This is a genomic window from Bradyrhizobium sp. (assembly GCF_036009065.1).
In the GTDB taxonomy this organism is placed as follows: domain Bacteria; phylum Pseudomonadota; class Alphaproteobacteria; order Rhizobiales; family Xanthobacteraceae; genus Bradyrhizobium.
In genome coordinates this window covers 1-22,077 of record NZ_DASYMN010000278.1, presented here as the reverse complement: position 1 = coordinate 22,077, position 22,077 = coordinate 1, and the positions used below count along the sequence as shown (strand labels likewise).

The window sequence follows — 22,077 nt, the reverse complement described above, 5'->3', positions numbered from 1 at the left end:
AGCGCAGCGAAGCAATCCAGGGCAAAGCGCGAAGCTGGATTGCTTCGTCGCGGAGTTTATCATCGGGCCGGCCAAGGGCCGGACCGGTTGGCTCCTCGCAATGACGGGGAGATAGGTCATGCGCTGCCCAAGCTGCAACAGCCTCGATACGCAGGTAAAGGACTCGCGCCCGACCGAGGATTCCGCGGTGATCCGGCGGCGGCGGGTCTGCATGGCCTGCAATTTCCGCTTCACCACTTTCGAGCGGGTGCAGCTGCGCGAACTCACGGTGATCAAGCGCAATGGACGGCGGGTGCCGTTTGACCGCGACAAGCTGGTGCGCTCGCTGCAGATTTCCTTGCGCAAGCGTCCGGTCGATCCTGAAAGGGTCGAGAAGATGGTGTCGGGAATCGTGCGCGAGCTTGAAAGCGGCGGCGAGGCGGAGATTTCGTCGGAAACCATCGGCGAAATCGTGATGGAGCATCTGCGCCAGCTCGACGACGTCGCCTATGTGCGGTTCGCCTCGGTGTATCGCAATTTTCGCGAGGCCAAGGATTTTGAGACGGTACTGGGCGAGCTCTCCGGCGACGACGACCGCCCGGCGTTGATACGCAAATGATCTTCCGTATTCTGGAGGATCAATACGCGGAAAAATCCAAAGCATCGAAAGCTGCCGACCAGCGCTTCATGGCGCTGGCGCTGACGCTGGGCCGGCGCGGGCAAGGCCGCACCTGGCCCAATCCCGCGGTCGGCGCGGTAATCGTCAAGGATGGCGTCATTATGGGGCGCGGCTGGACCCGACCCGGCGGGCGGCCGCATGCCGAAGTCGAGGCGCTGAGGCGCGCCGGCGATGCCACACGCGGGGCTACGCTGTATGTGACGCTGGAGCCGTGCTCGCACCACGGCAAGTCGCCGCCCTGCGCCGATGCGGTGATATCAGCCGGCATCGCGCGGGTGGTGTCGGCGATCGAGGATCCCAATCCGGAAGTGGCGGGCCAAGGACACGCGCGGCTGCGCGGGGCTGGTATTGTCGTCGATGTGGGCTTGAGCGCTGCGGAGGCCGCGCGCGACCACGCCGGGCATTTCCGCCGCATCCGCGACAGGCGCCCGCATGTGATTCTCAAGCTGGCGGCCTCGTCCGATGACAAGATCGCCGCCGCGGGCCGCAAGCCGGTGGCGATATCAGGGGAGGCCGCGCGGTCCCGCGTGCATCTGCTGCGCGCGCAATGCGACGCCATTGTTGTGGGCATCGGCACCGTATTGGCGGATGATCCGCTGCTCACCACCCGCTTGCCGGGCATGGAGGCGCAATCGCCGGTGCGCGTGGTGTTGGACCGCAGCTTGCGCATTTCCGGTTCGAGCCGGCTCGTGCATTCGGCGCGGGAAACGCCGCTGTGGGTGATGACCTCGAACCTTGCAGAGGCGCCCGCCGCCATGAAGCTCGGGGCAGCCGGCGCGCAGGTGATCCGCGTCGCCGCCACCTCAGCGCCGCCGGGGCTCGATCTGCAAGCCGTGCTGCATGCGCTGGCGGAGAAAGGCATCACGCGGCTGCTGGTGGAGGGCGGCTCGCAGGTGGCGTCGTCGTTCGTCGCGGCAGACCTTGTCGACGAGATGTGGTTGCTGCGCGGTCCCGAGCCAATCGGCGCCGACGGCATTCCGGCGCTGGACGCATTGCCGGTTTCGGCCATCACCCAGTCGCCGCAGTTCAAAGTTCGTGCTAGCGAGATGCTACAGAACGACACTTTGGTAATCTATGAAAGAGACCCGAGTCATGCCGTTTAAGTTCGTCATGCCCTGGCTTGTCCCGGGCATCCACGTCCTGGCTCCAAAGCAAGACGTGGATGGCCGGGACAAGCCCGGCCATGACGGTGAGTAGAGAATCTCATGTTCACCGGGATTGTCACCGATATCGGCGAGATCGTCGCTCTGACATCGACGGCGCAGGGCCAGCTGCACCGCTTGCGCATTGCCTGCCGCTACGATCGGGCGACGATTGCGGACGGCGCGTCGATCGCCTGCAACGGCGTTTGCCTGACGGTGGTTGGATCGGGGGTGGCGCAGGGCAGAACCTGGTTCGACGTCGATGCCGCCGCCGAGACGCTGGCCATGACCACGGCGAAACATTGGCGCGCCGGGACCAGGCTCAACCTCGAGCGCGCGCTGAAAATCGGCGATGAACTCGGCGGCCACATAGTGGCCGGGCACGCCGACGGCATCGCCGACATCGTTGCGCGCAACGATCTGCCCGACATGGCGCAGTTCGAACTGCGCACCACGCGCGAGTTGGCCCGCTTCATCGCCGCAAAAGGCTCGGTGACGCTGGATGGCGTGTCGCTGACGGTGAATACGGTGGATGATGTCAGGTTTTCGGTGCTGATCATTCCGCACACGCTCAGCGTAACCACGCTCTGGGAGTGGCGCGCGGGCAGCGAGGTCAATCTCGAAGTCGACTTGATGGCGCGCTATGCCGCGCGGTTGAGCGAAATGAGGTAAGGGTTTCCGTCATTGCGAGCGTAAGCGAAGCAATCCAGAGCCACAAAGAAAGTCTGGATTGCTTCGTCGCATGGGCTCCTCGCAATGACGGGGAAGCATTCGGGCTTGGCTTCAAGGGCTGTGGCGACTACAACGCTCTCGCACAGTTCTGACTTACCAGAAATGACCGGAATTCTCATGGCAGACGCACGGCGCGCAGCACTGAAAGACCAGACCGATATCTCCGGCGCCCGTATTCTGATCGTCGAGGCGCGCTTCTATGACGATATTCAGGATGCGTTGCTGGAAGGTGCATTGGCCGAGATCAAGAAAGCCAAGGCCACGCATGAAATCATCACTGTACCCGGTGCGCTTGAGATTCCGGCGGCGGTCGTGATGGCGCTGGATTCCGCTGAGGATAGCGGCAACGACTTCGACGCGGTCATCGCGCTTGGCTGCGTCATTAGGGGCGACACCATTCATTTCGAGATCGTGTCGATGGAATCTTCGCGTGCGCTGATGCAGATTTCCGTCGATCGTGCTTTTCCGCTTGGCAACGGCATCATCACCGTCAACACCGAAGAGCAGGCTTGGGCTCGCGCGCGCAAAAGCGAGCTCGACAAGGGGGGCGATGCCGCGCGTGCTGCGCTTGCGATGCTGCGCATCAAGCGTCGCTATCCCAGCGTCGGGCTGAACGATCTTATGCGGGGCTTCGAAGATGATGAGTGAGCCGCATAAGAAAGCGCCCGAAAAAAAAGCCAACCGCCGTGGTGCGGCACGGCTGGCGGCGGTGCAGGCGCTGTACCAGATGGACATCGCCGGCGCCGGCATCAACGACATTTTTGCCGAGTTCGAAAGCCACTGGCTCGGCGGCGAGGTCGAGGGCGACAAGTATCTTCCTGCCGAAGCCGCGTTTTTCCGTGATGTGGTCTCCGGCGTGGTGCGCGACCAAGCAAAGCTCGATCCGTTGATCGACGATGCGCTGTCAAAAGGCTGGCCGCTGAAGCGGATCGACGCCATTTTGCGCGCGGTGCTGCGCGCCGGCTCCTATGAACTGGAGCATCGCAAGGACGTGCCCGCGCGCGTCGTCGTCTCGGAATATGTCGACGTCGCGCATGCCTTTGTCGATGGCGACGAAACCGGGATGGTCAACGCGGTGCTCGACCAGATCGCCCGCCAGTTTCGCGGCGACGAGTTTTCCCGTGCTCCGTCATCCTGAGGAGCCGCGCCCTTGCGCGGCGTCTCGAAGGATGGCCGCGGGCGCGCGTGGCGCATCCTTCGAGACGCGCGCCCAAGAGGGCGCGCTCCTCAGAGTTTGTGAATCTATTCGAATTTCGACGTTTCTGCGGGTCCTAAGTCTTTGATTTGACTCATGTCGGAAAACGCAAAAATCAATAGATTCACAAGCTCTCAGGATGACGGAAGAGAGTGGGGCGAGCGCGTGAACAGAGATCGTCATGCCCTCCGGTGAAGATTCCCTGATCACGCGCTATTTCAGGCCGCTCGCCACCGACCCCGGCGCGTTCGACCTGACCGATGACGCCGCGATTCTGAAATCGTCAGCCGAAGATCTTGTCGTCACGACCGACGCCATCGTCGCAGGCGTGCATTTCCTGCCCGCCGATCCCTCTGACACCATCGCGCGCAAGGCGCTGCGGGTAAATCTCTCCGACCTTGCGGCGAAGGGCGCCGAGCCTGCGGGCTTTGTGCTGACGCTGGCGCTGCGCGAAGCCGATGACGCCTGGCTTACGGCGTTCGCGCGCGGACTCGGCGAGGACGCAACGCAATTCGGCTGCCCGCTGCTCGGCGGCGACACCGTCTCCACGCCGGGCCCCGTGATGATCTCGATCACCGCCTTCGGCCGCGTGCCTCCGGGCAGGATGGTCCGGCGCAACGGCGCAAAGGGCGGCGACCGCGTGGTGGTGTCAGGCACGATCGGCGACGCAGCGCTGGGTCTCCACCTCCTCAAAGGCGGCACGGCAGCCGCTCTGGGGGGCGATGAACGAGAGACGCTGATTGGACGCTATCGCGTGCCGCAGCCGCGTGTCGCCTTGGCGCGAGCGGTTCGCGGCCATGCCAGCGCCGCGATGGACGTGTCCGACGGCCTCGCCGGCGATCTTGCCAAGCTCTGCGCGGCATCTGAAGTCTCCGCCGCCATCGATGCTCAAAGCATCCCGTTGTCCGGTCCGGCCCGGACATTGTTGAGCAGGTGTGCCGTCGGCATCGAATCCATCGTCTCCGGCGGCGACGATTACGAAATTCTCTGCACAGTTCCGGAGAATCGCTTCGAGGCGTTCGCGCAAGCCGCATCGCTGGCCGGGGTGCCCGTGACTTCGATCGGGACAATCATCGCAGGGCTCGCGATTCCGAGGTTTATCGACGGGCAGGGGGCCGAAATCGCTCTGCCGCGCCTGTCTTACAGCCATTTCTGAGGCTTTTCGGCAAACCCGGCGGCGCGGCCAATTGCCTCCAAAAACAAAAGAAAATCGACCGTTTAGGCCGCCCACGGCGTTGCGCAGGGGATGCGATTTTGGCATGGTCCCGCCGATTTGAGGCCGCCCTTTTGGGCAGGGCAGGCCTCCTTTTTGTGCGCCCGCCGCACCTGCGGCGACGGCGTGGGGTTAGATCCAGATCTGAGGCAAATTCAATGACAGCATTATGGGTGATTGTGCTCTGCGGAGTGCTTTCCATCGTTTACGCCGCGTGGGCGACTTCATCAGTCCTGAAAGCCGATGCCGGCAATGCGCGGATGCAGGAGATCGCGGCCGCGGTGCGCGAGGGCGCGCAGGCCTATCTGAAGCGCCAGTACATGACCATCGGCATGGTCGGCGTCGTGATCTTCGTGCTGCTGGCCTGGTTCCTCGGCATGCTGGTGGCGGTCGGCTTCCTGATCGGCGCGGTGCTGTCGGGCGCCGCCGGCTTCATCGGCATGAACGTGTCGGTGCGCGCCAACGTCCGGACCGCGCAGGCGGCGACCACGTCGCTGGCCGGCGGACTTGAGCTTGCCTTCAAGGCCGGCGCCATCACCGGCATGCTGGTGGCGGGTCTCGCATTGCTCGGCGTCACCATCTACTTCACCATCCTGACCCACGGCCTCGGCTTCGCGGCCAACAGCCGGACCGTGGTCGATGCGCTGGTGGCGCTCGGCTTCGGCGCCTCGCTGATCTCGATCTTCGCCCGTCTCGGCGGCGGCATCTTTACCAAGGGCGCCGACGTCGGCGGCGACTTGGTCGGCAAGGTCGAAGCCGGTATCCCCGAGGACGATCCGCGCAACCCGGCGACCATCGCCGACAACGTCGGCGACAATGTCGGCGACTGCGCCGGCATGGCGGCCGACCTGTTCGAGACCTATGCGGTGACCGCGGTCGCCACCATGGTGCTGGCCGCGATCTTCTTTGCGACCTCGCCGCTGCTGGTCAATATGATGACGCTGCCGCTCGCGATCGGCGGCGTCTGCATCCTGACCTCGATCGCCGGCACCTTCTTCGTAAAACTCGGCGCCAGCCAGTCGATCATGGGCGCGCTGTACAAGGGCTTGATCGCCACCGGCATCCTGTCGCTGATCGGTGTCGCGCTGGTCATCTACTGGCTGATCGGATTCGGTCCGCTGGCCGGCGTGAAGTACACCGGCATGGCGCTGTTCGAATGCGGCGTCGTCGGCCTTGTCGTTACCGCGCTGATCATCTGGATCACCGAATACTACACCGGCACCGACTATCGTCCGGTGAAGTCGATCGCGGCCTCCTCAGTCACCGGCCACGGCACCAACGTGATCCAGGGCCTGGCGATCTCGATGGAATCGACCGCGGGTCCGGCGCTCGTCATCATCGCCGGCATCCTCGTCACCTACAGCCTTGCCGGGCTGTTCGGCATCGCCATTGCGACCGCCACCATGCTGGCGCTGGCCGGCATGATCGTCGCGCTGGACGCCTTCGGCCCGGTCACCGACAATGCCGGCGGCATTGCCGAAATGGCCGGACTCCCCAAGGAAGTCCGCAAAGCCACCGACGCGCTGGACGCGGTCGGCAACACCACCAAGGCGGTCACCAAGGGCTACGCGATCGGCTCGGCCGGCCTCGGCGCGCTGGTGCTGTTCGCGGCCTACAACGAAGATTTGAAATTCTTCATCGCCAACGCCGCGAAGTACCCGTACTTCCAAGGCGTGCTGCCGGACTTCTCGCTGAACAACCCCTACGTCGTGGTCGGCCTGCTGTTCGGCGGCCTGCTGCCGTATCTGTTCGGCGCGATGGGTATGACTGCGGTGGGACGTGCAGCCGGCGCGATCGTCGAGGAGGTGCGGCGTCAGTTCCGCGAAAAGCCGGGCATCATGCAGGGCACCGACAAGCCGGATTACGGCCGGGCGGTCGACCTTCTGACCAAGGCGGCGATCAAGGAAATGATCATCCCGTCGCTGCTGCCGGTGCTGTCGCCGATCTTCGTCTATTTTGCGATCTACGCAATCGCAGGCGGCGGTGCGGCCGGCAAGTCGGCGGCGTTCTCCGCCGTCGGCGCGATGCTGCTGGGCGTGATCGTGACGGGCCTGTTCGTCGCGATCTCGATGACCTCGGGCGGCGGCGCCTGGGATAATGCCAAGAAGTACATCGAGGACGGCCACTACGGCGGCAAGGGCTCCGACGCCCACAAGGCCGCGGTGACCGGCGACACCGTCGGCGATCCCTACAAGGATACGGCCGGCCCCGCGGTCAACCCGATGATCAAGATCACCAACATCGTGGCGCTGCTGCTGCTGGCGATTTTGGCGCACTGATCTGGCGACGTCTGAATCGAAACAAAAGCCCCGCGCCCGGAGCCGCGGGGCTTTTTCTTTGAGAAGTTGCTGCGTTCCCCGGGTGCTGCGCAGCGCGCCGCCTCTTCGCGGCGTGGTGCGCTGCTAAGCCCGGGTCGTCACGAGCGCTGTCTTCTTGACGGTCCCGGCTCTGCGGAGCGGCATGAAGAATGCCGCACCGCGTCCGGGACACAAGACGCCTCAATTCACATCCATCTGCAGGCCTTCCTGCTTGATGATGCCCGCGAATTTTGCGGTCTCCGCTGCGACGAAGTCGGAAAACTGTTGCGGCGAGCCGTAGTCCGACCGCGCACCCATATTGGCGATGTTCTTCTTGATATCGTCGCGCTCCAGCATCGCTTTGATCTGCGTATTCAGCGCATCGACGATCGGCGCCGGCGCGCTTTTTGGCAGGAACACACCGAACCAGGACGAGACGTCGAATTTGGCGAGCTCCGGCGCGCCTTCGCGCATGGTGGGAATTTCCGGCGCCGAGGCGCTCCGCTCCGGCGTGGTCACGGCCAGCGCGTTGAGCTTGCCGTCCTGCACCTGCGGCAGCGACGGATAGAGATTATCCGACAGGATCTGGATGTCGCCGGCAAGCCCGGCCTGCAGCGCCGGTCCGGCGCCGCGAAACGGCACGTGCACCATTTTGAGCCCGGTGAGTTGCAGGAACCAGGCGAAGGTGAGGTGCGGACTCTGCCCGATGCCGGAGGAGCCATAGGTGAGCTTGTCCGGATTGGCCTTGATGTAGGCGATCAGCTCGGGAATCGACTTGATCCCGGTCGAAGGGTGCGCCGAGACGATGTTCGGGATCCGGATCAGGTTGCTGACCGGCTGCAGCTGGTCGGCCTTGTAGGTCATGTTGCGGTAGATGCTGTAGGCGATCGCATTGGGTCCGGGATTGCCGATCAGGACGGTGTGGCCGTCGCCCTTCTGGCGCACCACCTCCGCTGTGCCGATGGTGCCGCCGGCGCCCGACCTGTTTTCCACCACCGCCGGCTGGCCCCAGTTCGCCTGCAGATGCGCCGCCAGCAGCCGCCCCATCACGTCGGTGCTGCCGCCGGGCGCGGCCGGCACGATGATGCGGACGGTCTCGGTGGGCCGCCAGTCGGCAGCGTCGCTGGAACGCGGCAACAGGGCCGCCGTGGAAAGTCCTGCTGCTGCGGTCAGCACGCGGCGGCGGGAAAGCTGGTGAGTCACGGTATTTTCTCCCTGTTTGGAATTTCTTGTTGCGGGAGAGGTTAGGGAATGCGTTGTCGATGGGCAAGCGGACGCCTTGGCGCAGGCGCGGTACGTTCCCCGGATGCTGCGCAACGCGCCGCTCTTCGCGGCGTGGTGCGCCGCTGATCCGGGGCCCAGCTTGCGACTCTAAGGAAGGGGGATCCCGGCTCTGCGGAGCGGCATGAAGGATGCCGCACCGCGTCCGGGACACGGGGCTACCGGAAGCTGAGCAGCTTGAACAGCGGCGCGAGGTAGCTGAGTTCCTGGCCCGAGGTCGGCGTGGTCCGGCTGATGAAGTCGAAGATCTTGCCGTCCTGCAATCCGTAATTGGCGAGGCGCTGCACCTGGCGGTTCTTGTCGAAATAGATCGCGATCACCCGCTGGTCCACCACCTGCTGGTTCATGAACTGCACCTTCCGTTCGGCGCGTTGCGAGATGTAATAAAACACCTCGCCGTTGAGCGTCGCCACCGTGGACGGCGTCCCCATCACGATCAGCACCTGATCCTGGCTGGCGCCGATCGGAATTTGCTCGAGCGCGCCGGGTGGCAGGATATACCCCTTCTGAAACTGCTCGCCGGTGCAGGCGCCGAGCACCGCGCAGATCAATGCGGCGGCCGCGGCCGACCGCAGGGAGCGCCAGCGCGCCACGCGGCCGCGGGGTTGGTTCTGGCTCGAAACTGTCATTGCGGGGCCGGCCCCATCCTCTTGCATCGGGCGAGGCGTTGACGTACCGGGCAGCATTGAGGATTGCAACATGCGCGAGCGCCCAACAGGCAAACCTCTGGGGCTCGCTTGCGGAACCCACAATGCTTTGGCCGTTCAATCACTTCAGCAAACCCCACGCGCCCCCGCGCCGCACCATCGAAGCCATCTATGGCATGATCGTGGCGCAAGCGCGAGAACCCTTGTTTTATGCTGGCCTGGGCGTGCCGGACACGGTTAACGGTCGTTTCGACATGGTGCTGCTGCATTTGTGGATGGTGCTGCGGCGGCTGCGGCCGGTCGCTGACGGCGCGCACCTGTCGCAGGCGCTGTTCGACCATTTCTGCGGCGACATGGACGCCAATTTGCGCGAACTGGGCGTCGGCGATCTCGCCGTGCCCAAGCGCATGCAGAAATTCGGCGAGGCGTTTTACGGACGTAGCGCGGCCTACGATGCCGCGCTGGAAGCGGGCGCCGAGCCGTTGGCGCAGGCGCTGCGCAAAAATATCCTGGACGGGCGCGGCATCGAAAATGCGCGGCAGCTCGCGGCCTATGCCAATGCGGTGATCGGGGCGTTGGCCGGGCTCGATGACACGACTTTCGGCAACGGGGCGTGGCAGTTTCCATCGCCCGCGCCGTTTGCGTCGTTGCGACCAGTAAAGGGACCGGCATGATGGATAGCGAAAATCCCTGGAGCGTTCCAGTCGTGGTCGCGCAGATCCCCGAAACCGGATTGCATCGGGACATTGCTGCGAGTTCGAACCAGCGCAGCGCGCTCGCCGCGCTGGGCGGCTTGCGCGAGGTCATGTCGGTGAATGCCTCGCTCGATCTCGCGCTGATGCGTGAGGGACGCGTGCATGTCACGGGTCGCGTCAAGGCGCGGGTCGGACAGACCTGCGTGGTCACGCTCGATCCGATCGAGAACGAGATCGATGAGGCGATCGATCTTGTTTTCTCGCCCCCGGAGCAGGTCCCTGCGCTGGCGGACCTCGTCGATGACGCCGCGGAAAGCGACGCAGAGATTGCCGATCCGCCGGAGCCGATCGTGGATGGGTCAATCGATCTTGGACGGCTCGCGACCGACGCACTGTTCCTGGGAGTAGATCCCCATCCGCGCAAGCCCGGCGCGGTTTTCGACCTGCCGGTGACCCCCGACGATCCGGAGGATCATCCGTTCGCCGCGCTCAAGGCATTGAAGCCCGCCGCCGATTTGTCGGACTCCAAGAAAGCAAAAGGGGATTGAGCGGAACCAGCCGGGCAAGGCGAGTGCTGAACTGGCTCTGGAATTGGCTCTAATTGACTGAATTTGCTGTTTTTCTTCGTAACAGCGATGCCGGAGCAGCGCGGGTGGCCTGCACAAAACGGCGCGGCCGGGATGTTGTATCGGGCCTGAGAAACGCTATTGTCGCCGCCCGGCCGGAGTGCAGCGCTGCGCTTCGCCCATCGCTGGTGCTTGCAGCGATTCTTTCGTGCGCGGCCGAGCGCTTCAAGGCCGCTAGAGATCAGGTTCCCGGGACGTTCATGCCTCAAAAGGTTCGAATCGCGCTTGACGCCATGGGTGGCGATATCGGCGCATCGGTCGTCATTCCCGGCGCCGCGATTTCGTTGACCCGGCATCCCGACACCGAATTCCTGCTGTTCGGCGACCGCGCGCTGATCGAGCCGCAACTCGCAAAACACCCGGCGGTGAAGGCGGCGTCCCGGGTCATTCATACCGACGTCGCCGTCGGCATGAACGACAAGCCGAGCCAAGCGTTGCGCCGCGGCCGCAAGACGTCGTCGATGTGGCTGGCGATCGACGCCGTCAAGAAAGGCGAGGCCGACGTCGCGGTGTCCGCCGGCAATACCGGGGCGCTGATGGCGATGGCGCGGTTTTGCCTGCGCATGCTGGCTGGCATCGACCGTCCCGCGCTGGCGGCGGTGTGGCCGACCACGCGCGGCGATTCGGTGGTGCTGGACCTCGGCGCGACCATAGGCGGTGATGCCCACCATCTGATGGCGCTTGCGGTGATGGGCAGCGCCATGGCGAGCGCGCTGTTCGACCTGGAACGGCCCACCGTCGGTTTGCTCAACATCGGCGTCGAGGAAATGAAGGGCGGCGAAGAAATCCGCGCGGCGGCGGAGTTGCTGCGGAGCGCGGATCTGCCGCAGCTGGACTTCATCGGCTTCGTCGAAGGCGACGGCATCGGCAAGGGCGCCGCCGACGTCATCGTCACCGAAGGTTTTAGCGGCAATATCGCGCTGAAGGCGGCCGAGGGCACCGCGCGTCAGCTTTCCGAATACCTGCGCAGCGCGATGGCGCGCACCTGGCGCTCGCGCATCGGCTACCTGTTCGCCAAGGGCGCCTTCAAGGCGCTGCGCGACAAGATGGACCCCAATAAATCCAACGGCGCGGTGTTTCTGGGACTGAATGGCATTGTCGTGAAGAGCCACGGCGGCACCAACGCGGACGGTTTTGCCTACGCGATCGATGTTGGCTATGACATGGTCCGCTACGATCTCCTGACCAAGATCAATCAAATGCTCAACCGCGACGGCAGCGCGCTTGGTCCTGCGCCGGCCGCGCAGGAGGCTGTCTCGTGACTGCGAACCGTTCGGTCGTGCTCGGCTGCGGCGCTTATCTGCCGAAGCGGATCCTGACCAATGCCGAACTGGCGGCGAAGGTGGATACCTCGGACGAGTGGATCGTCCAACGCACCGGCATCCGGCAGCGCCATATCGCCGCGGAAGGCGAGTTCACCTCGCATCTGGCGCTCCACGCGGCGCGGGCGGCGTTGGCGGACGCTGGGGTCGATGCGCAGTCGGTCGATCTGATCGTGCTGGCCACCTCGACGCCGGACAACACGTTTCCGGCTACCGCGGTCTCGGTGCAAAGCGCGCTCGGCATCAGCCACGGCGCCGCGTTCGACCTGCAGGCGGTGTGTTCGGGATTCATCTTCGCGCTGGCGACCGCCGACAATTTCCTGCGCAGCGGCGCGTTCAAGCGCGCACTGGTGATCGGCGCGGAGACATTCTCGCGGATTCTGGACTGGAACGACCGCGGCACCTGCGTGCTGTTCGGCGACGGCGCGGGCGCAGTGGTGCTAGACGCGCAGCAACAGCCGGGCAAGTCGTCCGACCGCGGCGTGCTGTCGACGCATCTGCGCTCGGATGGCCGGCACAAGTCGAAATTGTATGTCGATGGCGGCCCTTCCTCGACCCAGACGGTGGGCCATCTGCGGATGGAAGGCCGCGAGGTGTTCAAGCACGCCGTGGGCATGATCACCGACGTGATCGTCGATGCGTTCGAGGCCAACGGAGTCACCGCCGATGACCTCGACTGGTTCATTCCGCACCAGGCCAACAAACGAATCATCGATGCTTCGGCGCACAAGTTGCATATTGCGCCGCAGAAGGTGGTGCTGACGGTCGATCTTCACGGCAACACGTCGGCGGCGTCGATCCCGCTGGCGCTGGCGGTCGCGGTCGCCGACGGGCGGGTGAAGAAGGGCGACCTGGTGCTGCTGGAGGCCATGGGCGGCGGCTTCACCTGGGGTTCGGCGCTGCTGCGCTGGTAAGCGCAGCGTTAGTTGTAGGGTGGGCAAAGCGAAGCGTGCCCACCATAGCGTTGTATCAGTGGGCACGGCGCAAACGCGCCTTTGCCTACCCTACGAAACTGGATTGCTTCGCTTCGCTCGCAATGACGGCTAAGCGTTTTGCGCTCTTCTTTCATGCCAATGCATGATGAGCGCTGTTGACCGTGGGTCTTTAAGCTCTTAATTTCAGGGATCAATTGTTCGCCGTGAGTTTGGGGCAGGCGATGAGCGCGACCGGAAAGACAGTGACACGCGTCGATCTGTGCGAAGCCGTCTACCAGAAGGTGGGGCTGTCGCGTACGGAGTCGTCCGCCTTCGTCGAACTGGTGCTGAAAGAGATCACCGATTGCCTGGAGAAAGGCGAGACCGTGAAACTGTCCTCGTTCGGCTCGTTCATGGTGCGCAAGAAAGGCCAGCGCATCGGCCGCAACCCGAAGACCGGCACCGAGGTGCCGATCTCGCCGCGCCGCGTAATGGTGTTCAAGCCGTCGGCCATTCTGAAGCAGCGCATCAACAGCAATGGCAGCAGCAGTCCGGGCGCCGAAGGCAAAGACCACTAGTTCTGCGTTCAACGCAAGATTGAAAGAGGAGCTTGGCCCTTGGACAAGGCGCCGGACGCGTTCCGCACCATCAGCGAGGTCGCCGACGACCTCGACATCCCCCAGCACGTGCTGCGCTTCTGGGAGACGCGGTTCACCCAGATCAAGCCGATGAAGCGCAGCGGCGGCCGGCGCTATTACCGCCCCGACGATGTCGATCTGCTCAAGGGGATCCGCCGGCTGCTGTACGGCGAGGGCTACACCATTCGCGGCGTGCAGCGCATCCTCAGGGAGCATGGCGTCAAGTCGGTGCAGGGGCTGGTGGATGGGTCGTCCGCGATGCCTTCGTTCGGCGCGGCCGGCGATGATGCGATGCGCGGGCAGCTCGACGCCGATGACGAGGAAGTCGTCATCGATACCGGCGATGATGAGGATGAGGCGGTCACGGAGGAGCCGCCGTCGAATGTACGGGCCAACGTGGCCGCTGCGCCGAGAGCAACGCCCCCGAATAATGCCGTGAGCGCCACTGCACGCAAACCCGATACCGCCCGGCTGGAGGCTGCGCTGCAGGACCTGCTTGCCTGCCGGCAATTGCTCGACGGCGCACTGAAGGAGGGCTGAGCGCGTCTGCTTCGCCGGACTGTCGGCTTCAGATGTTGAGCCGAATTGGAATGCAGCGGTAGGTGCGAGAGGATTTGAACCTCCCGCGTTGCGGCGCTGCGGCGCATCTTGTGGAAGCGGTCTCACCTTGATGGATGAGCCTTAATCCAGTATTCCAAGTTTCTTGCCTATCAGTGGTGACCACATCGCAGCCAGCACCACTATTGTGAAAGCAATCACGCCGCCGTCTTTCACGAACGGCAATATCAGCAACGCGACCAAGGTAATCACAGCGACGAACGCCCGGTAGCTGCTCCAAAGCTTGGTCAGCCTGGGGGCGTGCCTGATAGGTCCCTCAGTCCAGCCTGGAGACTCTTTGGCGGACGGCCGAGCAACATCGTTCGCCTGCTTGGGCGTCAATGCACCGTCGCTCATGACATCAACCTTGGGTAGTTGTTTTCACCCAGTCAAAGCGTAAACTACGTTCGGCACGGCCCCGGGATGCTGTCACTGTCAAAGAGCCGTAAGCCATCAGCCATTATGCTCAACATGCGCTCTTTTTTCCAAGAGTCAAATGCCGCGCAAGTCACTGATTACATTGATTTAATATTTCTCTATCTGAGATTGTATAGCGAAAAGCATGAATCATGCGATCAACCTTAAATTGTTAGCTTGGTTGGATTGCTCGCCACTCGCGGTGCTCGCCGGTGGCGGTTCTTGCGCCAAGCGTTGCGAGAAGCTACAGGAACAAGGCCGTCACGGCATCGGAGCGTAGCGCAGCCCGGTTAGCGCACTAGTCTGGGAGACTAGGGGTCGGAGGTTCAAATCCTCTCGCTCCGACCAAATAAACCCGAAATACATCGATGGTTCTGCCGGGTATTGGCCGCTGAAATGCCGGCTCGCGTCTTTGCCAGGCAGTCTCACCTCGAATTGGTTCCAGCTCGCCGATGGGTTAGTTTGACGTCTGCGTGCTCGAGAAATGCCCGCGCAGGCGTCCATCCCGCCCCCGCCCGATCTGCATCTGCTTCCGCGAACCCGTTTGTCATGGCGCAACATGCGGCAGAGCATTGTTCCCCGGGTATTCCACAAGCCGGGCATCGGAGTGCCGTACGGTTTCCGACACAGGAACGAATTGAAAAAAGCCGCATTATCCGGTCTGAAAAAATCGGAGGTGTGTCATGAAGCCAATGCCCGACGCCGACGAAAACCGCCGCCTTGCAGGCATTCAAAACGGGAAGGCCGACAAGCTCCCGGACGGCGCCGCAAGGGACTCGCATTTGAAAAAGGCGCGCGACCACGAGTTGAGTGCGCACTCCAAAGACTGGCGCGACTCGAACCTGCACGCGCCGAAGTAGCGGCTCGCAGCGAACTAGTAGTGGGTAACGAGCACCGCGGTGCCCAGCACGAGCGCGACGCTGATGGCGATTATCACAAGAAAGAATTTGCCCATCGGGATGGATGCCCGCGGTTAAGGTTTCGAAGCCTGAGGCGGAAGACAATCATAGCGCCCACTCGACGCTACGCGTGCAATTTTCGACTTGTAATATTGCCCCATCGAAGGCGCGTTCAGGAACGCGTCCAGCATCGCTTGCGGCATGTCGCAATGCTGGACATAGACCGGGTTCAGCTGGACGATCATGGACCGGTTCGCCGCGTCGTAGCAGACCCGATTGACAAGGCTGCCTCGGGTAATGTCGTGGCAAACGAAAGGTTTCAGGTCTACGGCTCCGCGATGCTCGACCTCGACGGTTTCAGCGTCGGTCCAGGAGGCGCCGGCCAGGCCGATCAGGAGTATTTGCAGCGATCGGGATATCATCTGACGTCAATTCTTGGGCTGTTTTTCAATAGGTCGCCCCGGGAGCCTTCGACTGAACTCTGAGCAAAGCGGCGAATTGTCGCGAAAATTGTATCGGCAAGAATCTCGCTCCATGGTACTTTCTCACTTTATTTATTTGCATCGAATTTCGGAGGGCAAAATGGCTATCACATTTCTCCGCTTTAAAGAGTATTTGGACAAGATTGATGCGCAGGGGTTTTCGAGCGCCGGCGACTCCGGCCATGGGTTTTTTTGGCAGATAGACTACAATTCATTCATCACAGGCACCGTTCCAAACAAGCAATGTGAAGGAAAGCCTGTGCCGCTCATCGACCCGAACAACAAGCTCGACACGGCGTTTTTTCAGATATTGCAGGGCCAATGGTGCGCAAAGCCGCAGATGCCGAAAACTGGTCCGTTCGTCACCGACGCAAATTACAAGATCACGCTGAATGACGGCACGGAGATTTCCGGACAAAAGATATTGGACGATATCAAGGAGTGGCTGCGTGCCGGCGCCCCGGAAAACGGCTGATCTTCAACAGGAAATCCGGCATGCATGGTGGTGCAATCCCGCTCGTTGTGTGCCTCGCAATGTCTTGCACGTTGAGTCTTGCAAAGGCGGGTAAACGGTGCGACGCGCCGGAGGACGAGAGCAAGCTGATTGCAGCGTCGGCCGAGCAAGAGCTTCCCACGGGGGTCGTCAAATTCAAAGCGGCATGGCAGGCAACGGCAAACTGAAGGTGGATACGACACGGCCGCAGCGTTCGGTGACCGTTGCAATGACCGGCCTGCATGTCGTGGTGCGCCCGGAGGGGCATCCGGAAATGGTCTGGGCGACCTTTGAATATGATCGAAATGCGCCCTCGGCAATCGGGATCCCCACCACCGGCTCGACATGTCGCAATCCAACAGCGCCGCCGCCAAACGATTGATAACAGATGACGGCCGGCCATATCTGCTTTTTGCAGCGGCGCCGCTAATGCAAAACCTGTTTCGATCGCAGTCAAGCATGCGGATAATCAGGTTGTTGAGGCGACTCCTAAAACTTCCATTTCTCCTTGCTCGCCAGCGCTGGATAAGACCTGACCAAAATTGTCGAGACCGTTGCTGCAATCAACAAGAGCGTGAAGGGAAAGATCACGGACGAGGCGAGGAAAACCTACAGCCTGATCGGGGCCGTCTGGATGGATGAACCGCGCAACCCCAACGACAACCGCGGCTTCAGGGAGAATCGGATTTTTGAGGACCTCGAACTCGCAGGCGAAAACCGGCTATCGAACACGTCGTAGCCGCTCCCTGCGGTCCCGGTTTTGATGCGGCAGACATGGTGCGAAGTCGGCGCCGCGTTGCAAGGCCATTTTCCGAGGCCGTCTTTGCCGGACCCCATGCGTCCCTTCGGGAACTTTCACCGCGCCGTGCCGTTGGAACCTGGATGAAAGTCCTGTCCGACCAACCCAAGACGAACGTCCTGCGGCGTATCGGGTCCCAGCCGGTCGCGCTGGCTGCGGGTGCGCTCGTGCTTGTGGTGCTGGGGGCAAGTTCCGTCGGCCTGTGGCGGGCCTATACCGGCAACTCGCCCGAACAGGAACGCACCACCTCGCTTCGCCTGATGCAGGCCCGCGCTACGCAAGCTTCCGAGCAGCTGGTCGAGAAAACCAGGAGCCTGGAAGCCTCCCAGCAGGAATCGATCGACCAGCTGCAGGCCGTGCAGGATCAGTTGCAGGTCCTAAAACGCCTTGTCACGGCTCAGCAGGCCGACGCAAAGCGGCTGGCCGAACAGGTTGGAGGTCTGACCGGCGCCATCGATACGCTGCGGCAGTCTTTCGCCAGCGCCCAGTCCTCCGAACCTGCTGATCCGCCGGTAGCCCGAAAAAAATCGATTCGGTCAGAACCGCGGGGGAAAGGGCGCCGCGCCGGCGTTCAGCGCAAACGCGCAAGATCGTGAATCCTGACGATGGCACGCGTTCACGACAGATCATGACCCGCATCAACGCCTGCGCCGCGCTCAACGCGGCAGCTTTGGAATCTTCTCCGCAAAGCCGTTGAAGCAGGTCAGCCGCTCGTCCTCTTCCTTGATGAAACGGCAATCCATCACGCCTTTGGCGGCAGGCGCCTTGGGCTTCGGATTGGGCGGAAAGATCGCGTCGTAGCAATTCAATCGCTCTTTTGTCGCATCGTCGATTTCCAGGCATGCCTGCAACTTCGCGGCGATCGATAGCGGTTTCTGTTTGGCCGGCGCGGCTTTCGACTTGGTCTGCGCCGGCTTGGCCGCCGCCGGCGGCTTGTCCTGGGCAAGCGCGGATGCGGAATAAAGCATCGCAAATATCAGGATCATTGCTCTCATTGTCGTTGCTCTCCCGTCGTTGACCGCGATCGGTCACATGCATGCGAGCCCGCTTATTGACAGGAGAATAAATCAAACACACCGCTATTAGAAAGCGTCTACAACCTCATTTCGCGTGATTTCCCCCTGTTGCGGGCGTTCTTCGAGGCAATCCGTGCTTGGTTGACAGGGAACGGTGCTTTGGGCTCAATAACCGCCGGACAATGCAACGATTTTCGGCCCGAACCGGGCTGAGGCGCGAAACACCGCGCAACGACTGAAGGATGCGGCAAAGGCGGTCTTAAGAACCGCCGCGCATCGGGGGAGGGTGGCAATGCTGGACTTCGTTCAGCAATTGGTCAGCGGGATTGCGCTCGGCTGCGTCTACGGCCTGATCGCGCTCGGCTTTGTGCTGGTCTACAAGGCGACCGAGGTCGTCAACTTCGCCCAGGGCGATTTGATGATGCTGGGCGGATTCTTCGCGTTCACCTTCATCGGCATTCTCGGCCTCAATTACTGGATCGGTTTTGCCGGCGCGGTGGCGGCGATGGCGCTGTTCGGCATGCTTGCCGAACGGCTGGTGGTGCGCCCCATCCTCGGCTATCCGCAGTTCTCCATCATCATGGCGACCATCGGGCTCGGCTATTTCCTGCGCTCCATCGTCGGCATGGTCTGGGGTACCGACGACTTCACGATCGAAACGCCGTTCAGCCAGGGCGTATTGCGGATCGGCTCGCTGGTGCTGGCCTATGACAAGCTCTCGGTGATTGCCGCGACCATCATCCTGTGCGCCTTGCTCTACGTCTTCTTCAACAAGACGACGCTGGGCACCGCGATGCGCGCCAGCTCCGAGAACATGCTGGCGGCCTATTACATGGGCATTCCGGTCAAGCGCGTGGTGTCGATCGTATGGGCGATCTCGGCGGCGGTCGCGACCTGTGCCGGCGTGCTTTTGGCGCCGATCACCTTCATTCATTCCAATGTCGGCCTCGTGCTCGGGCTGAAGGCGTTTCCGGCCGCCGTGCTCGGCGGCTTCGGCTCGATTCCCGGTGCCGTGGTGGGCGGCGTGCTGATCGGCGTGATCGAGAGCATGGCCGGCTTCTATTTGCCTCAGGGCTGGAAGGATGTCGCGCCCTACATCGTGCTGCTGGTGGTGCTGCTGCTCAAGCCCGAAGGCCTGTTCGGCCTTCATATGCGCAAGAAGGTCTGAGCGCCATGCGGTTCATGTTCAAGACCGACTATGAGGATGACATAAAACTGTTTCCGCACAGCGGCTATGTCTGGTCCTATGGCTGCCTGCTCGTGGTTCTGGCGATCGCGCCGTTCGTTCTGTCCAGTTATATTATGAGTCAGCTGGTGTTCGTCTGCATCTACGCCACCGTCGGCGTCGGGCTGTTGATCCTCACCGGCTTCACCGGGCAGGCGTCGCTGGGCCATGCCGCCTTTCTCGCCATCGGCGCTTATACCACCGCCTATCTGCAGCAGTTCGGCGTGCCGTTTCCGGTATATTTCCTGGCCGCCGGTCTCCTGACCGGGATTGTCGGCGCGATGGTCGGATTCCCGGCGCTGCGGCTGCAGGGCATCTACCTTGTGATCGCGACCATTTCCTTTGCCTTCATTGTCGAGGAAATCCTGGCGCGGTGGGAGAGCGTCACCCACGGCAATGAGGGCATGCGGGTCAAGACGATCCAGCTGCTCGGCACCGCGGTGCCGCGCGACAGCCCGGCGTTTTACTTCCTCTGTCTCGGCGTGCTGATCCTGACCATCATAGGCTCCCTCAACCTGCTGCGCTCGCCGACCGGCCGCGCCTTCGTTGCGATCCGCGACAGCGAGACCGCGGCGCGAAGCATGGGGGTCAACGTCTCGCTCTACAAGGTCAAGTCGTTCGCCATCAGCGCGGGGATTACCGGGTTCGCCGGCTGCCTGTTCGCCCACAAGCTGTCCTTCATCAGCCCGGAAATGTTCACGCTGCAGCTCTCGATCGAGTTCATCATCGTGATCATCATCGGCGGCGCGTTCAGCCTGCACGGCGCCGTGCTGGGCGCGATCTTCATCGTCATGGTCGATCCGTTCCTGACCTTTCTGAAGGACGATATTCCCGGCGTCATCGCCGGTGTCGCAACGACGTTCGGCGCCGGCGCCGGCAAGGCCGCTCAGATCAGGGACAGTGTCGCCGCGTTCGCCTCCGCCAACGGCCTGAAGGGCGCGATCTACGGCATCATCATCATCCTGTTCGTGCTGTTCGAGCCGCTCGGCCTCTACGGGCGCTGGTTGAAGATAAAGCTGTTTTTCCAGCTGTTCCCGCTCTACAAGCGCGCCACCTTCAAGCGGCAGAAGATCTACGTGAAATCGGAGCGCAACCGATGAGCTATTTCCGCGCCGAGAATATCTCGCTGCATTTCGGCGGCCTCAAGGCCGTGGACTCCGTCAGCTTCGCCGTGGAGAAGGGCGAGATTCTCTCGATCATCGGCCCCAACGGCGCCGGAAAAAGTTCGATCTTCAACCTGATCTCGCGCATCTACAGCCCGACCTCGGGACGGATCTATTTCGAGGATCAGGACATTACCGAACAACCCGCGTTCGGCATCGCCAAGCTCGGCATCGCGCGCACCTTCCAGAACATCGAACTGTTCGAGAACGCCACCGTGCTCTCCAACCTTCTGGTCGGACGGCATCGGCATTCCACCACGCGGCTCTGGCAGGAGCTATTGTTCCTGCCGAGCGTGCGCGAAACCGAGAAGGCGCATCGCCGCAGTGTCGAGCAGGTCATCGAATTCCTCGACCTTGCCGCCTATCGCGACAAGCTGATCTCGGGGCTGCCGTACGGCGTTCGCAAGGTAATCGAGCTTGCCCGCGCGCTGTGCACGGAGCCGAAGCTGATCCTGCTCGACGAGCCGTCAAGCGGGCTGAACGTCGAGGAGACCGGCGACATGTCGTTCTGGATCCGCGACATGAAGACTGAACTCGGCGTCACCGTGCTGATGGTCGAACACGACATGACGCTGGTCAATCGCGTGTCCGACCGCGTCATCGCGCTGAACTACGGCCGCGTGCTGGCGATGGGCTCGCCCGCCGAGGTTCAGGTCCATCCCGACGTCGTCGCCGCGTATCTTGGGGCCTGATGTCATGAGCGCGCCCGACGTCATCCTGAAGCTCAGCAACATCGAGAGCTATTACGGGCCGATCATGGCCATCCGGGGCATCAGCCTCGAGGTTCCCCGCGGCAAGATCGTCACGTTGCTGGGCGCCAACGGCGCCGGCAAGACCACGGTGCTCAAGACCATTTCGGGCATTATCGATCCGCAAAAAGGCTCGATCGAATTTTTGGGCAGACCGATCCAGCGCATGGAAGCCGACCGGATCGTGCGGGCGGGCCTCAGCCATGTGCCGGAGGGACGCGAGGTGTTTCCTTTCCTAAGCGTGCGCGAGAACCTGATGATGGGCGCCTATCCGCGCAGGGATCGCGACGCGGTCGCGGACGATCTTGAGCGGGTGTACGGCTATTTTCCGCGGCTGAAGGAGCGGGTCGATCAGCGCGCCGGTCAGCTGTCGGGCGGCGAGCAGCAGATGCTCGCGATCGGGCGGGCGCTGATGAACCGCCCCACGCTGCTGCTGCTCGACGAGCCGTCGCTCGGCCTGTCGCCAATCCTGGTAAGAGAGATTTTCACCATCATCCGCCGCGTCAATGAAGAGCAGGGCATGTCGATCCTGCTGGTGGAGCAGAATGCCAAGGTCGCGCTGGAGACCGCGCATTACGGTTATGTGCTGGAAATCGGCCGCGTCGTCATGAACGACAATTGCGAACGGCTGATGCATTCCAAGGACATCCAGGAGTTCTACCTGGGCGCAAAGGAAGCAGGCGCGCGGGGCGAACGGCGCTGGAAAAAGAAGAAGACTTGGCGATAAAATGCCCGCTGCGCCGGCTGAGCCATGCCAGGCCGACGCGCTTCTTACCTTTCGGGGCGGGAGAGGGTGAAGAAGGAGAGCACTTTTGACCTCTTGTTTCGGGAGAGGGGTAGAAACAGACCGGCTCAAGCCGGCGTCTATAGGCGGACC

Annotated in this window: 27 protein-coding genes and 1 tRNA gene; 23 read left to right on the top strand and 5 right to left on the bottom strand. The window is 62.6% G+C overall.

Annotation, left to right across the window (positions count from 1 at the left end; all coding sequences use genetic code 11):
- Nucleotides 1-118 precede the first annotated feature (118 nt).
- From nrdR to VGP39_RS16985, 7 genes are all read left to right on the top strand, one after another.
- A complete protein-coding gene (nrdR, locus tag VGP39_RS17015; protein ID WP_327569268.1) occupies nucleotides 119-598 on the top strand; it encodes a transcriptional regulator NrdR in 480 nt (159 codons plus the stop codon).
- Nucleotides 595-1,761: a bifunctional diaminohydroxyphosphoribosylaminopyrimidine deaminase/5-amino-6-(5-phosphoribosylamino)uracil reductase RibD gene (gene ribD, locus VGP39_RS17010; RefSeq protein WP_327569267.1), complete on the top strand. Its 1,167-nt coding sequence runs from the start codon at nucleotides 595-597 to the stop codon at nucleotides 1,759-1,761. Before nrdR ends, ribD begins: the two co-directional genes overlap by 4 nt.
- 102 nt (nucleotides 1,762-1,863) lie before the next feature.
- Nucleotides 1,864-2,472 carry a riboflavin synthase gene (locus VGP39_RS17005; protein ID WP_327569266.1) on the top strand — a complete coding sequence of 203 codons (609 nt, stop codon included), beginning with the start codon at nucleotides 1,864-1,866 and terminating at the stop codon, nucleotides 2,470-2,472.
- Nucleotides 2,473-2,649: 177 nt separating this feature from the next.
- Entirely contained in the window at nucleotides 2,650-3,180 is a 531-nt protein-coding gene (ribH, locus tag VGP39_RS17000) for a 6,7-dimethyl-8-ribityllumazine synthase (protein WP_327569296.1), read from the top strand.
- Entirely contained in the window at nucleotides 3,173-3,670 is a 498-nt protein-coding gene (gene nusB / locus VGP39_RS16995; protein ID WP_327569265.1) for a transcription antitermination factor NusB, read from the top strand. The genes ribH and nusB overlap by 8 nt, the downstream gene beginning before the upstream one ends.
- Nucleotides 3,671-3,908: 238 nt before the next feature.
- Nucleotides 3,909-4,883, top strand: coding sequence for a thiamine-phosphate kinase (gene thiL / locus VGP39_RS16990; RefSeq protein ID WP_327569264.1), 975 nt, complete (start codon nucleotides 3,909-3,911; stop codon nucleotides 4,881-4,883).
- A gap of 215 nt (nucleotides 4,884-5,098) precedes the next feature.
- Nucleotides 5,099-7,219, top strand: a complete 2,121-nt coding sequence (locus VGP39_RS16985; protein ID WP_327569263.1) for a sodium-translocating pyrophosphatase — start codon at nucleotides 5,099-5,101, stop codon at nucleotides 7,217-7,219.
- Between the two features lie 219 nt (nucleotides 7,220-7,438).
- Here VGP39_RS16985 and VGP39_RS16980 read toward each other — a convergent pair whose 3' ends face one another.
- Both VGP39_RS16980 and VGP39_RS16975 read right to left on the bottom strand, forming a co-directional pair.
- Nucleotides 7,439-8,440 (bottom strand): tripartite tricarboxylate transporter substrate binding protein, encoded by a 1,002-nt coding sequence (locus VGP39_RS16980; RefSeq protein WP_327569262.1) that lies wholly within the window; start codon nucleotides 8,438-8,440, stop codon nucleotides 7,439-7,441.
- Between the two features lie 236 nt (nucleotides 8,441-8,676).
- Complete coding sequence (locus VGP39_RS16975; RefSeq protein WP_327569261.1) at nucleotides 8,677-9,147, bottom strand: outer membrane protein assembly factor BamE; 471 nt, start codon at nucleotides 9,145-9,147, stop codon at nucleotides 8,677-8,679.
- Between the two features lie 122 nt (nucleotides 9,148-9,269).
- Between VGP39_RS16975 and VGP39_RS16970 the strand changes: the two genes are divergently transcribed.
- The 6 genes from VGP39_RS16970 (at nucleotide 9,270) to VGP39_RS16945 (ending at nucleotide 13,900) form a co-directional block, all read left to right on the top strand.
- The gene (locus tag VGP39_RS16970; RefSeq protein WP_327569260.1) at nucleotides 9,270-9,839 is read left to right on the top strand and encodes a ubiquinol-cytochrome C chaperone family protein; all 570 of its coding nucleotides are present in this window, start codon (nucleotides 9,270-9,272) and stop codon (nucleotides 9,837-9,839) included.
- Complete coding sequence (locus VGP39_RS16965; RefSeq protein WP_327569295.1) at nucleotides 9,839-10,408, top strand: YceD family protein; 570 nt, start codon at nucleotides 9,839-9,841, stop codon at nucleotides 10,406-10,408. Before VGP39_RS16970 ends, VGP39_RS16965 begins: the two co-directional genes overlap by 1 nt.
- A gap of 278 nt (nucleotides 10,409-10,686) precedes the next feature.
- Entirely contained in the window at nucleotides 10,687-11,748 is a 1,062-nt protein-coding gene (plsX, locus tag VGP39_RS16960; RefSeq protein WP_327569259.1) for a phosphate acyltransferase PlsX, read from the top strand.
- On the top strand, nucleotides 11,745-12,722 hold the full coding sequence (locus VGP39_RS16955; protein ID WP_327569258.1) for a beta-ketoacyl-ACP synthase III: 978 nt from the start codon (nucleotides 11,745-11,747) through the stop codon (nucleotides 12,720-12,722). The genes plsX and VGP39_RS16955 overlap by 4 nt, the downstream gene beginning before the upstream one ends.
- A gap of 242 nt (nucleotides 12,723-12,964) precedes the next feature.
- Nucleotides 12,965-13,300, top strand: a complete 336-nt coding sequence (locus VGP39_RS16950) for an integration host factor subunit alpha (protein ID WP_327569257.1) — start codon at nucleotides 12,965-12,967, stop codon at nucleotides 13,298-13,300.
- A 39-nt stretch (nucleotides 13,301-13,339) separates the two neighbouring features.
- Nucleotides 13,340-13,900 carry a MerR family transcriptional regulator gene (locus VGP39_RS16945; RefSeq protein WP_327569256.1) on the top strand — a complete coding sequence of 187 codons (561 nt, stop codon included), beginning with the start codon at nucleotides 13,340-13,342 and terminating at the stop codon, nucleotides 13,898-13,900.
- A 141-nt stretch (nucleotides 13,901-14,041) separates the two neighbouring features.
- Here VGP39_RS16945 and VGP39_RS16940 read toward each other — a convergent pair whose 3' ends face one another.
- The gene (locus VGP39_RS16940; protein WP_327569255.1) at nucleotides 14,042-14,314 is read right to left on the bottom strand and encodes a hypothetical protein; all 273 of its coding nucleotides are present in this window, start codon (nucleotides 14,312-14,314) and stop codon (nucleotides 14,042-14,044) included.
- A 330-nt stretch (nucleotides 14,315-14,644) separates the two neighbouring features.
- Between VGP39_RS16940 and VGP39_RS16935 the strand changes: the two genes are divergently transcribed.
- Together VGP39_RS16935 and VGP39_RS16930 are read left to right on the top strand one after the other, a co-directional pair.
- A tRNA-Pro gene (locus tag VGP39_RS16935) sits at nucleotides 14,645-14,722 on the top strand.
- A 344-nt stretch (nucleotides 14,723-15,066) separates the two neighbouring features.
- A complete protein-coding gene (locus VGP39_RS16930; protein WP_327569254.1) occupies nucleotides 15,067-15,234 on the top strand; it encodes a hypothetical protein in 168 nt (55 codons plus the stop codon).
- Between the two features lie 113 nt (nucleotides 15,235-15,347).
- Here the strand turns inward: VGP39_RS16930 and VGP39_RS16925 are convergent, their stop codons facing one another.
- The gene (locus VGP39_RS16925) at nucleotides 15,348-15,695 is read right to left on the bottom strand and encodes a KTSC domain-containing protein (RefSeq protein ID WP_327569253.1); all 348 of its coding nucleotides are present in this window, start codon (nucleotides 15,693-15,695) and stop codon (nucleotides 15,348-15,350) included.
- Nucleotides 15,696-15,855: 160 nt separating this feature from the next.
- Between VGP39_RS16925 and VGP39_RS16920 the strand changes: the two genes are divergently transcribed.
- The 4 genes from VGP39_RS16920 to VGP39_RS16905 all read left to right on the top strand — a co-directional run bounded on the left by VGP39_RS16920 (nucleotide 15,856) and on the right by VGP39_RS16905 (nucleotide 17,643).
- Nucleotides 15,856-16,230 carry a hypothetical protein gene (locus tag VGP39_RS16920; protein WP_327569252.1) on the top strand — a complete coding sequence of 125 codons (375 nt, stop codon included), beginning with the start codon at nucleotides 15,856-15,858 and terminating at the stop codon, nucleotides 16,228-16,230.
- A gap of 184 nt (nucleotides 16,231-16,414) precedes the next feature.
- Complete coding sequence (locus VGP39_RS16915) at nucleotides 16,415-16,630, top strand: hypothetical protein (protein WP_327569251.1); 216 nt, start codon at nucleotides 16,415-16,417, stop codon at nucleotides 16,628-16,630.
- 192 nt (nucleotides 16,631-16,822) lie between these two features.
- On the top strand, nucleotides 16,823-16,987 hold the full coding sequence (locus VGP39_RS16910; protein ID WP_327569250.1) for a hypothetical protein: 165 nt from the start codon (nucleotides 16,823-16,825) through the stop codon (nucleotides 16,985-16,987).
- 143 nt (nucleotides 16,988-17,130) lie between these two features.
- Nucleotides 17,131-17,643, top strand: a complete 513-nt coding sequence (locus VGP39_RS16905; protein ID WP_327569249.1) for a hypothetical protein — start codon at nucleotides 17,131-17,133, stop codon at nucleotides 17,641-17,643.
- Nucleotides 17,644-17,703: 60 nt separating this feature from the next.
- Here VGP39_RS16905 and VGP39_RS16900 read toward each other — a convergent pair whose 3' ends face one another.
- Complete coding sequence (locus VGP39_RS16900; RefSeq protein WP_327569248.1) at nucleotides 17,704-18,042, bottom strand: hypothetical protein; 339 nt, start codon at nucleotides 18,040-18,042, stop codon at nucleotides 17,704-17,706.
- 313 nt (nucleotides 18,043-18,355) lie between these two features.
- Here VGP39_RS16900 and VGP39_RS16895 point away from each other — a divergent pair, with 313 nt between their 5' ends.
- From VGP39_RS16895 to VGP39_RS16880, 4 genes are read left to right on the top strand one after another with little or no spacing between them, the layout of a single operon-like run.
- Complete coding sequence (locus VGP39_RS16895) at nucleotides 18,356-19,231, top strand: branched-chain amino acid ABC transporter permease (protein ID WP_327569247.1); 876 nt, start codon at nucleotides 18,356-18,358, stop codon at nucleotides 19,229-19,231.
- A 5-nt stretch (nucleotides 19,232-19,236) separates the two neighbouring features.
- Nucleotides 19,237-20,388, top strand: a complete 1,152-nt coding sequence (locus VGP39_RS16890) for a branched-chain amino acid ABC transporter permease (protein ID WP_327569246.1) — start codon at nucleotides 19,237-19,239, stop codon at nucleotides 20,386-20,388.
- Complete coding sequence (locus tag VGP39_RS16885; RefSeq protein WP_327569245.1) at nucleotides 20,385-21,143, top strand: ABC transporter ATP-binding protein; 759 nt, start codon at nucleotides 20,385-20,387, stop codon at nucleotides 21,141-21,143. The genes VGP39_RS16890 and VGP39_RS16885 overlap by 4 nt, the downstream gene beginning before the upstream one ends.
- Nucleotides 21,144-21,147: 4 nt before the next feature.
- A complete protein-coding gene (locus VGP39_RS16880) occupies nucleotides 21,148-21,927 on the top strand; it encodes an ABC transporter ATP-binding protein (RefSeq protein WP_327569244.1) in 780 nt (259 codons plus the stop codon).
- Nucleotides 21,928-22,077 lie beyond the last annotated feature (150 nt).